Source organism: Mesorhizobium sp. LNHC232B00 (assembly GCF_000502435.1).
GTDB lineage: Bacteria > Pseudomonadota > Alphaproteobacteria > Rhizobiales > Rhizobiaceae > Mesorhizobium > Mesorhizobium opportunistum.
The window spans coordinates 119952-129039 of the sequence record NZ_AYWP01000036.1 but is presented as its reverse complement, the minus strand read 5'-3'; the positions used below and the strand labels follow the sequence as shown (position 1 = coordinate 129039).

The following is a 9088-nucleotide window of genomic DNA, read 5'->3' as shown; positions in this document are numbered from 1 at the left end:
GCAAAAGGCAGCGCCCCTCTTGACCGGCGCCGAAAACAGCGAAATCAATCATCCATGAACGCAACAAGGCACCCGAGGACCGTCGCCGCCAAACTGTCCGCGAATTACCGAAATCGCTGTCCGGGAATTAGCGGAACCCCTGTCCGGCTTTACGAAATGCGCAGCCGCACCCGGCGCTTGATGCGCCGATGATCCTGCTCGATGCGGTTATTGAGGTATTGGCTTTGGCGGATGCGGGTCGGCTTTGACCGGCGCCGGGAGCAATCCTGCAATCGACTTGTGGCATCACAGGAAACAATGTCTTCCCTGGTCTGACTGCCGTCGATGACGATGCGATCGGGACGGCCCTCTAATTTAATCGCCACTGGATGACAGGCCTCCGCGTGGCAAGGGCTTTGTGACATTGATGACAGGTCGGTCGGGTGCAGGCATGTATTCGGCCTTTGAGTGCGGCCTGTTCATGCCGCTGGCCCTGATGAAGTCCCCGGATCGGATCCCAGACAGGTCAACGCGTTTTTTGAGCGGCACCCACTGAGCGGGTTTGTCCGATCCCGGTTCGACCGTTCACCATCACACCATCAGCACCTCACCGATCTCTGCGTATCCCTTGCGCCTACGTCACGCTGCCGGCGAAGTTGCGAAGCGCTTGCCCGTAGTCATCAGCGCCCAGACGATCCGCGCCATCTTGTTCGCAAGAGCAACGGCGACGACATTATAGGGCTTCTTCGTCAGAAGCTCGGCAGCCCAGCGGGTAGGCGCTGTTTTGCCCTTGCGGCTGAATCTGAGGACGGCATGTGCGCCAACGACAAGCAGTCGGGATATAGGGATCGCCCTGCTTGCTGATCCGGCCGAGCCTATCCTTTCCTCCGGACGAGTTCTGTCCAAGCCAAGCCGCGAGTTGCCGGCCGGATTTGAACAGGGAGGCGTCTGTCACGGTTGCAACGATCGCGCTGGCGGTGATTGGACCGATGCCGGGGATCGTTTCCAGTCGCCGGCTCAGTTCATTCGAGCGGTGCCAGGCGTGAATCTGATGATCGAGCTCACGGACCTTCTCGTGCGCTGCCCGTAGCTGCTCGACCAAGGGAACAAGCGCATCTCGGGCAAGCGGCGGGCTAAGCGCGCTATTCTCGTCTTCGGCGAGCCCGATCAGCATCCCGACGCCGGCAATGCCCTGGCGCGTCACAATCCCGAACTCGGCCAGGTGGCCGCGCAGCGCGTTCACCAGCATGGTCAGCTGTCGGACCAGAAGCTCACGAACTCGATGCAACATCAGCACACTTTGCTGTTCCTCGCTCTTCACCGGAACGAAGCGCATCGACGGCCGCGTCACCGTGTCGCAGATCGCCTCCGTCCATCGCGTCATTCTTCTGCCGCTTCACATATGGCTTCACATAGGAGGCTGGCATCAGCCGGACCTTATGACCCAGCCCCATGAGAACGCGGGCCCAGTGATGGCTCGTTGCGCAGGCTTCAATGCCGATCAGGCATGCCGGCAAAGACGCAAAGAATGCGACGACATCGTCGCGACGCAACTTCCGGCGCACAACCACCGCGCCCGCCGCGTCCACGCCGTGCACCTGAAAGACGTGCTTGGCGACATCCAGACCGATTGTGCTAACCTTCTCCATGGACGGCTCTCCCTCATGTGACCTTCGACAGCCACACTTTGGCACATTGCGATGCCGGGAGCGGAGGGCGTCCACCACATCAGGTCAGGAGATGGCGGATCTCGGTATTCACTGAACCAGAACTCGACGGTGTCGCCGACGCTGTCGATGCCGCGATAGGTATATCCATCGCCCGCGGACCTTCATGTAGTCTCGTCCGCATGCCATTTGCCGGTCACGGGGCGCTTGCGCCGGTTAAAGCGTTCTATCAGCAGCGGCGCGAAATGAACGACCCAGCGATGGATCGTTGAATGATCGATACTAATGCCACGCTCCGCCAATCATTTCTCGAAGATCACGTAGGCTCAGCCCGTAGGCCAGATACCAGCGAATGCAAAGCAAGATCACGGATTGGTCGAAATGGCGGCCTTTGAACATCTCAACTCTCCGGGGAACACCGGAGCCCAATGCCATGCGCCTGGTTACCAAAAACTTTGCAACACATCCTTGATTTGCGTACACCTCGTCGACGTATGCCGCGTCGTCGCCCCAGTTTACGCACGTCTTAAACTACTGCAACTCTCGCGCACGTCCGGCGCCATTCCCGCTTTCCTGTGACGTGGCGTTGCGCAGCATCACTTCTGCGACACTGAAGGTGTACTTCCCTTGCCGCGAGATCAGCCGAGCGTCGATGTTGGGAAAGATAAAGAACGGCAGCGAAATCCTGTCGGTCGAACCGTTGTGTACGACCCGATGCGGCGTACTCTTGAATCGGTCGTCGCTCAAGGCCTGAAGCATGTCGCCCAAATTGACTACTAGACTGTCGGGCAGGCTCGGCGCCGGCGTCCAGCGCCCTTTAACCCACACCTGCAAGGAGCGCGTAGGGAGTTCCTCCTGCAGGAGTAGCGTGAAGAAGCCAGTGTCGGTATGCTTGCCGGCTACGCCGCCGCTAGCTGGATACCGGATCACCCGTTGCAGGACTGTTGGCGGGCTGAAATGGCGTTGGAACCAGCCCTGTTCCATATCGAGCAGGTCGGCAAGCGCGTTCCCAAGCTGCGGGACAACCCCGTTAAGCACAGTAGCCTGCAAAGCAAGCAGGTTTCGCGCGAAACCAGGAGCCAGGGCGTCATCCGGGAAGCGCGTGAGTCCGCCATATGACGCCGGTCGTATTCGTCCTCGACTCCGAGGTCGAACAGTTCCTTTGGATCGGGGCCGGTGTCGGGATGTAGCACCTCGCCGTGAAACGGACTGTATCCACGGGCGGTAGCGGGGTACACGTCTTGGGCAGCTTGACCATAGCGTTCCTTGACCGACTGTGGCAATTTGAAGAACCGCCGGGAAGCGTCGATCGCTTCTGCGATCTGTTCCTTCGGGATTCCGTGCTCGATAAGGTAAAAGAACCCGTACTCCTCGCAGGTTGCGCGTAAGTGCTGTTGCTCTTCACGTCGCGTTGCATCGGCTGACAGTTTCGCCAGTGATATTTGCGGTAGCGTGGTCATAGTCACTCCTCATTCGTGCTTTGCCCCTGTGGGGCGTCTGAAAAACGTTGTAGTGCACATTGTTGATCGCAATGTATCTTCCGTCGTCCAGACAGTGTGCTCACATAGGAACGGCCGTATGTTGCAGGCGGCTCATCTCGTGGCGTCTGATAGCTGTTACGGGCACAGTTCGCCCTGATGTGTTTGGAGAGCGACTGAAACGCGAGTCTGTCGGACCTATCGCCCATCTCTTTCGTGCTTGCGGTTGGTTGAATTAGAAGTGGGGTATCACTTCACAAGTATGATCGTCGGCTACGCCATCGGCCGCGCGATCGATGCCCGCCTGACGGGCGCCGCCTTGCGCACCGCAATCGAGCGCAGAAAGCCACCGCCAGGCTGCGTTCACCATTCCGATCGCGGCTCCCAATATGCTGCCCAAGCCTACCGGCAGCTTCTCGCCGGCTACGGTCTGGCCGGCTCGATGGGCCGCAGAGGCAATCCTTATGACAATGCCAAAGCGGAGAGCTTCATGAAGACCCTGAAGCTCGAGGCGGTCTATCCGATGGCGCTCGAAACCTTCCAGGACGTTGCCGAGCACCTTCCCCACTTCATCGACGAGGTCTACAACAAACGCAGGCTCCATTCGGCGCTGGGATATCTCAGCCCCCAACAGTTCGAGGATCAACACATCCGGCAGACGGGCAAAACCGCAGCCTGATCAGTGTCCACCCGAAGGGGCGCACTCCAGATGTGCCGCAAGGCTCTCCAGGAATTGACAGATGTGCCGTCTCGCCCGTGTCAGCAGGGCTGGATACTACCGCACTGGCGGCAGTCGGCGCCGCAGCAGGACAACTGGTCTGCGAGACGTTATTCAAAGCTGGCCTTGGCCAACGGCACTATGGCTATCGACGGATCGGCGCCCTTCTTGGCCGTGAGGGTTGGCAAGTAAACCACAAACGTGTCTTGCAGGTGACCTGATGTAATGGACGGCCTCCGCTCCCGGTGTGGCTGTCGAAGGTGACATGAGGGAGAACCGTTCATGGAGAAGGTTAGCACAATCGGTCTGGATGTCGCCAAGACGTCTTTCAGGTGCACGGCGTGGACGCCGGCCGGGAGGGAAAGGTTTGCTTCTTCGGCGGGATCGACGTATCGGATACGAGCATGCGCCGAGTTCTCAAACGGATCGCCTCCAAGTCCGATTGGGCATATTCTGCTACGAGGCCGGCTCGACCGGCTATGGTCTCTATGGGCTGATCAGTTCGCTCGCCATGAACACATGGTGGTCGCCCTGTCTGATCTCGTAAAAAGCCCGGCAACACAGACAACCGGCCGGGCTGCCCTTGCGTTGGCTAGGTTGCGCTAAGTTGCTGCGCGCCGGAGGTCCGGACTTGTCCGTGGATACGGCGAGCGAAGGTTTTATCCGTCGAGAGATGGATTTGGTTTGATTGACCAATCGATGAAGCCTACAGCACGCTGAAGTATCGCCTCGGTTTGAGCAAAACCGCGTGAAGCAGCGATCACATGTCCGATACAGTCTCGATAATCGCCTCTCCTGACAATCAGCGTCTTCGGTTCAGTAAACAATTTGACCTCGACGATACCTGGTTCAGCAGCCGCCCTGCTGGCGCCTTCGAGCCAATCGAGGATACCGTCGCGATCCGGAACAAGCAGCTGTGCCCGCGCGGTATTCGATTGCCTTTTGCGCAAGTCCCATTTCTCACCGATGACAAGCTTGATGTGCTCAGTGATGAGATCGATTCCATCAGCCGCTTGGACCAGTTGAGGGATGGGCGTGCCAGCAAGACGCGGATTGACCTCAATTACAACCGGGCCCCGCTTCGTCCACCTGAGTTCAACGTTCATTGGTCCCCAGCCGAGACTAAGCCCTCGCAAACAGCTCAGGCAGACATCGGCAATTCGCTGACGCTCCTCATCTGTCAGCCGCGCCGGATAAGTGTAACCACGAAAGACGAAATGCGGTGGGGAGCCGAAGTCCCCGGCGGAAATCCCGATGACCTCACTCCCCATTATCTCCACGCTGTAATAAGGGCCCTCCGCGAATTCTTCCACCAGCATTCTAGGCGAAGACCGCCACGGGTGTTTTCCATCCAACAGAAAGCTCGCATGTTCTGCCAACTCATCGACATTGCGGCACAAACGGACACCACTGCTACCGCTGCCTACCGCTGGCTTTAGAACCACCGGGAGGCCGATCTCCGCAGCAGCACTTTCGATCTCCGTGGCGTTCACTGCCGCGCGATAAGCAGGTAAGGGAACGCCGGCCTCGGCAAGAAGCTGACGTTGAGCGACTTTGTCGCAGCAACGCTCAACTGACGAAGGATTTGGTCCCGGTAGATCGAAATGCCGGCAGAGCTTGCCAACTGTCGCATAGAACGACTCCCAGGAAGATGTAATGCCAGAAATTTCACAGTTCGCACGAATCCTGGAACATTCCCAGATGAGAGCAGAGACATCGTTCGTATTGACCCGAACTATCTCATCTTTTTCCATAGAAACGTAGTTGTACTGAGACGGGTCGGCTGACAGTACAATCGGGTGAAGGCCAAGGCGCCTAGCCGCTTGCACGAATAACGCTCCATTGCTTGCCCCTTCAACTATAATAAGTGCTCTTCTTGCCATTGAGTGATGACTCCCAGATTCGTGCCATGCGCCTTTTCCACGAATAATCGTATTATCGTGGCCTTGATCAATCCCAACCTGTATTGGCGTCTTCAAGTTACCGGCAAAGGATACCACTAACCGTTAGGTTCGAATGTAAAGATTCCGTGAATTTATATTGCCAGCGGCTGAGTCAGAACAGGGCGGCTACCGTCCTCAATGACGCCTGATGAGCGCGTTCCCACCGGAGCCCACCCAAGTTTTCCGTTCTGCAGGCGATCACAAGCACGTCTGGCTTACTCCAGTTGACCACGAGCCAGCAAGTTTGGCCGGACTGATCAGCGCCCGCGATGGTCTGATGCACCACAGAACCGCACCTAATACTAGGGAAAAAAGCTTCACAATCTTGCTTTTAACTTGAAGCGTCAGCACAAGCTACGCCTCAATCACATCGATCAGCTGCAACGAGGGAGCATCAAAACTCGTGCCAACTGTGCAGACGCAGGCCAGACAGAGAGTTCTTGCGTATTATTCAATGGGCTGCAAGAAATTGGGACAGAGCTCCTGCCCTGTGTCGCGCACTCGACGAAATCGACAGCAGGTGCCAGGCCGCGCGCACTGAACGCCGGGAGCATTTTGGTGCGTGAACTCCACCACGCGTCCTTCCAGCCGCAGATCGGAGAAGCTCGATCCCGATCAGCTGGCGCTCACTTCGAGCAGCCTTGAGATCAACGTGGTTCCCTCCGGACCGCACCGTAGCCAATCTCGACCTCTCGCGGCTGCCAAAGAGGGCTTCGCCAAACCTCCATCGAAAAAGTCGCAATGCATAAAAATGTTTTGTTGACGAATTGTGACAGTAACAAGACATAAACGTTAGGCGGCGGTGGGTAAGATTAACATTATGTAGTGTATTCTTAACGTAATATACCTTGATAATCGTAAGATCCAGATGATATTCTTTCGCAACGACGGAGCTTCATCTACAGGTCTCGCTGACTGAGTTGCGAAAGGAACCCCCCATGTCTGCTGTAGAGGCTGGACGAGGCGCCGTGCGCGCCACTAGTTTCCACAATGAACCACATTCATTGCTACCGACAGCGTTGGGCGGACCGATCGCCAAGCTCCTGGGCGCCGGCTATCTGGTAAAGAAGACGTCAATCCGGCGGCGCCGCGAACGACGTGCTCAAAAAGGACACCTGATGACAAAACGCACCGCGATGCGACCCGCGATTGCGACATATGTCGTAACCTGCCTGCCACTGGAATCGCCTGTCCGGCGGCAGCACTTGGCGTGCCTCCGCTAGAAGCGCCTAGGACAGCCATGCTCGGCAATAGAAGAGAACGATTGTAGATCCAGCCTCGGCCGTTTCGCCGCCGATGACTGCACCGCATCTCATCTCATCTACGCCTAATCCCTATATAGAGGAATTATCATGAACACCCGCGATCAGCAGACGACATTGGAGCAAGCCGCACGAAAGCGCATCAAAGATTCCCATGCCCTCGACAGCGACGCCGATCGTTTGTCCCACTTCTATCGCGAATGGGCCAGTTCCTACGATCTGGATGTCGGCCGCGATGGGTACTGCGGGCCGATGATCGTGGCGGAATTGGCGGGCGCCGTACAGACGGCCTATTTGGCCAGCCAGCGAGCAGCCATCGCAATCCTGGACGCTGGCTGCGGAACAGGCCTTGTCGGCGTGGAACTGGAACGCCTCGGGTTTCGGTTGATCGACGGGTTCGATCTCTCAGTGGAGATGGCCGAAAGGGCCCGGCAAACCCGCGTCTACCGCCATGTCCGAGGCGATGTTGACCTTAACGAGCGGCTCTCCCATCACTCTAGTGCGAGCTATGACATTACGGTCAGCTGCGGCGTCTTCACGCTCGGGCATGTCCGACCGGATGGGCTTCGCGAACTGGCTCGCGTCACGCGCCCGAACGGATTCGTCATCGCAAGCACCCGCAAGAGCTATGCGGTGGCTACATCCTTTGAAGACGAGGTGCAGCGTCTGCATGATGACGGCATCCTTGTGCCGGCACAGCGTTTAAACGACGGCAGATACGTCGCGGAGGAGGACGCGCACTACTGGGTTTTCCAGGTGCCCAAGAAGGCCAGCGCACCAACGGAGGAGCTGCCATGATGACGCTGTCGCAAAACTCGCTAGCGATGAGTTGCAGCCTTTGCAAGGCGACACGAATAGCGCGAGCGCCTACGCATGCCCTGCCAAAAGTCCGGTGTCTTTCTACATTGTTGAGGATGGCACCACCACAAGAAACGCATCGCGCTAGGTACCATCCTCCCGCATGCTGCCGGTCAAAAAATGCCAAATTCGTTGTCTCGGCTCATCGTCAAACAGAGGTGAAGAATGCGCAAATATCTCGTAGCCAAACTGGACGACAAGCTGCGCGCGAAACGCGAAAGCTTTGACAAGCTGCCCGTCGTTGACATCGCACCGCTTCTCGATGGCAGCAATAAGCAGAGGGTTGCGAGGGAGATACGTTGGGCGTTGTCGAATACTGGGTTCATGTATGTGAAGAACCACGGTATTCCGCCGGATCTCGTGCATTCGGTGTTCGATGTGAGCCGTCGGTTCTTTGATCTGCCCACGTCGGAGAAGATGACATTGCATGTTAGCAAATCCGATGTGGCGCTCCGCGGATATGTTGAGCCGTTCGGGGAGAACACCGACCCGGGCAAGACGAAAGACCTGAAGGAGTGCTTTGACATCGGACCTGAACGTTCGAAGTTGGAAGGTCCGTTCTTTGGCCCCAACCCGTGGCCCTCAAATCTTCCCGAGTTCCAGGAATTGACGTACGGATACCATCAAAAAATGGTGGACCTCGCGAAAATACTCTTGAAGGGAATCGCGCTCAGTCTGGACCAGTCGGAAAGCTATTTCGAGAAATCCATGCGCAACCCCATCAGCATTCAGCGCCTGCTTCATTATCCGCCGCAAAGTGGCTATATTGGCGAAGAGATCATAGGTATTGGCGCCCACACGGACTACGGCAATCTGACAATCCTGGCGCAGGACGACGTGGGTGGTCTTCAGGTCATGAACCGAGATGGCGATTGGGTTGAGGGCACTCCAATTCACGGCACATTCGTAATCAACATTGGCGATCTGATTCAGCGGCTCACCAATGATGTCTACCTGGCGAACATGCATCGCGTGGTGAATACTTCGGGACGCGAGAGATACTCAATCCCCTTCTTTATCGACGCTGACTTCAACGCGATCATCGAAGCATTGCCCTCATGTGTCACCGACAGCAACCCGCTTCGCTACAACTCGGTGATGTGCGGCGAGCACAAATTCGCGCGTTTCGCAGCAAGTTACGCTCACTTGGCCAACGCGTGATGAGAGCGGACAGGCATTTACT

General features: G+C 57.2%; 6 protein-coding genes and 3 pseudogenes. 3 read left to right on the top strand and 6 right to left on the bottom strand.

Annotated features, from left to right (window positions below; genetic code table 11):
- Window positions 1-164: 164 nt before the first annotated feature.
- From X743_RS0137285 to X743_RS1000000173715, 5 genes and pseudogenes are all read right to left on the bottom strand, one after another.
- A pseudogene (locus X743_RS0137285) lies at window positions 165-362 on the bottom strand (DDE-type integrase/transposase/recombinase); the annotation flags it as partial.
- Window positions 363-618: 256 nt separating this feature from the next.
- Window positions 619-1628, bottom strand: a pseudogene (locus tag X743_RS01000000169560) (IS110 family transposase).
- A gap of 98 nt (window positions 1629-1726) precedes the next feature.
- Window positions 1727-2045 (bottom strand): annotated as a pseudogene (locus X743_RS1000000171435) (transposase); the annotation flags it as partial.
- 132 nt (window positions 2046-2177) lie between these two features.
- On the bottom strand, window positions 2178-2684 hold the full coding sequence (locus X743_RS1000000173720) for a 2OG-Fe(II) oxygenase family protein (protein WP_245264327.1): 507 nt from the start codon (window positions 2682-2684) through the stop codon (window positions 2178-2180).
- Entirely contained in the window at window positions 2573-3106 is a 534-nt protein-coding gene (locus X743_RS1000000173715; protein ID WP_245264326.1) for a 2-oxoglutarate and iron-dependent oxygenase domain-containing protein, read from the bottom strand. Before X743_RS1000000173715 ends, X743_RS1000000173720 begins: the two co-directional genes overlap by 112 nt.
- 280 nt (window positions 3107-3386) lie before the next feature.
- Here X743_RS1000000173715 and X743_RS141315 point away from each other — a divergent pair, with 280 nt between their 5' ends.
- On the top strand, window positions 3387-3803 hold the full coding sequence (locus X743_RS141315; protein WP_023768702.1) for an integrase core domain-containing protein: 417 nt from the start codon (window positions 3387-3389) through the stop codon (window positions 3801-3803).
- 698 nt (window positions 3804-4501) lie between these two features.
- Here the strand turns inward: X743_RS141315 and X743_RS1000000171430 are convergent.
- Window positions 4502-5725 carry an acetyl-CoA carboxylase biotin carboxylase subunit family protein gene (locus tag X743_RS1000000171430; protein ID WP_084555640.1) on the bottom strand — a complete coding sequence of 408 codons (1224 nt, stop codon included), beginning with the start codon at window positions 5723-5725 and terminating at the stop codon, window positions 4502-4504.
- Between the two features lie 1412 nt (window positions 5726-7137).
- Between X743_RS1000000171430 and X743_RS141325 the strand changes: the two genes are divergently transcribed.
- Both X743_RS141325 and X743_RS141330 read left to right on the top strand, forming a co-directional pair.
- Window positions 7138-7845: a class I SAM-dependent methyltransferase gene (locus X743_RS141325; RefSeq protein ID WP_023768698.1), complete on the top strand. Its 708-nt coding sequence runs from the start codon at window positions 7138-7140 to the stop codon at window positions 7843-7845.
- 225 nt (window positions 7846-8070) lie between these two features.
- Window positions 8071-9066: a 2-oxoglutarate and iron-dependent oxygenase domain-containing protein gene (locus X743_RS141330; RefSeq protein ID WP_023768697.1), complete on the top strand. Its 996-nt coding sequence runs from the start codon at window positions 8071-8073 to the stop codon at window positions 9064-9066.
- The last annotated feature ends 22 nt before the right edge of the window (window positions 9067-9088 follow it).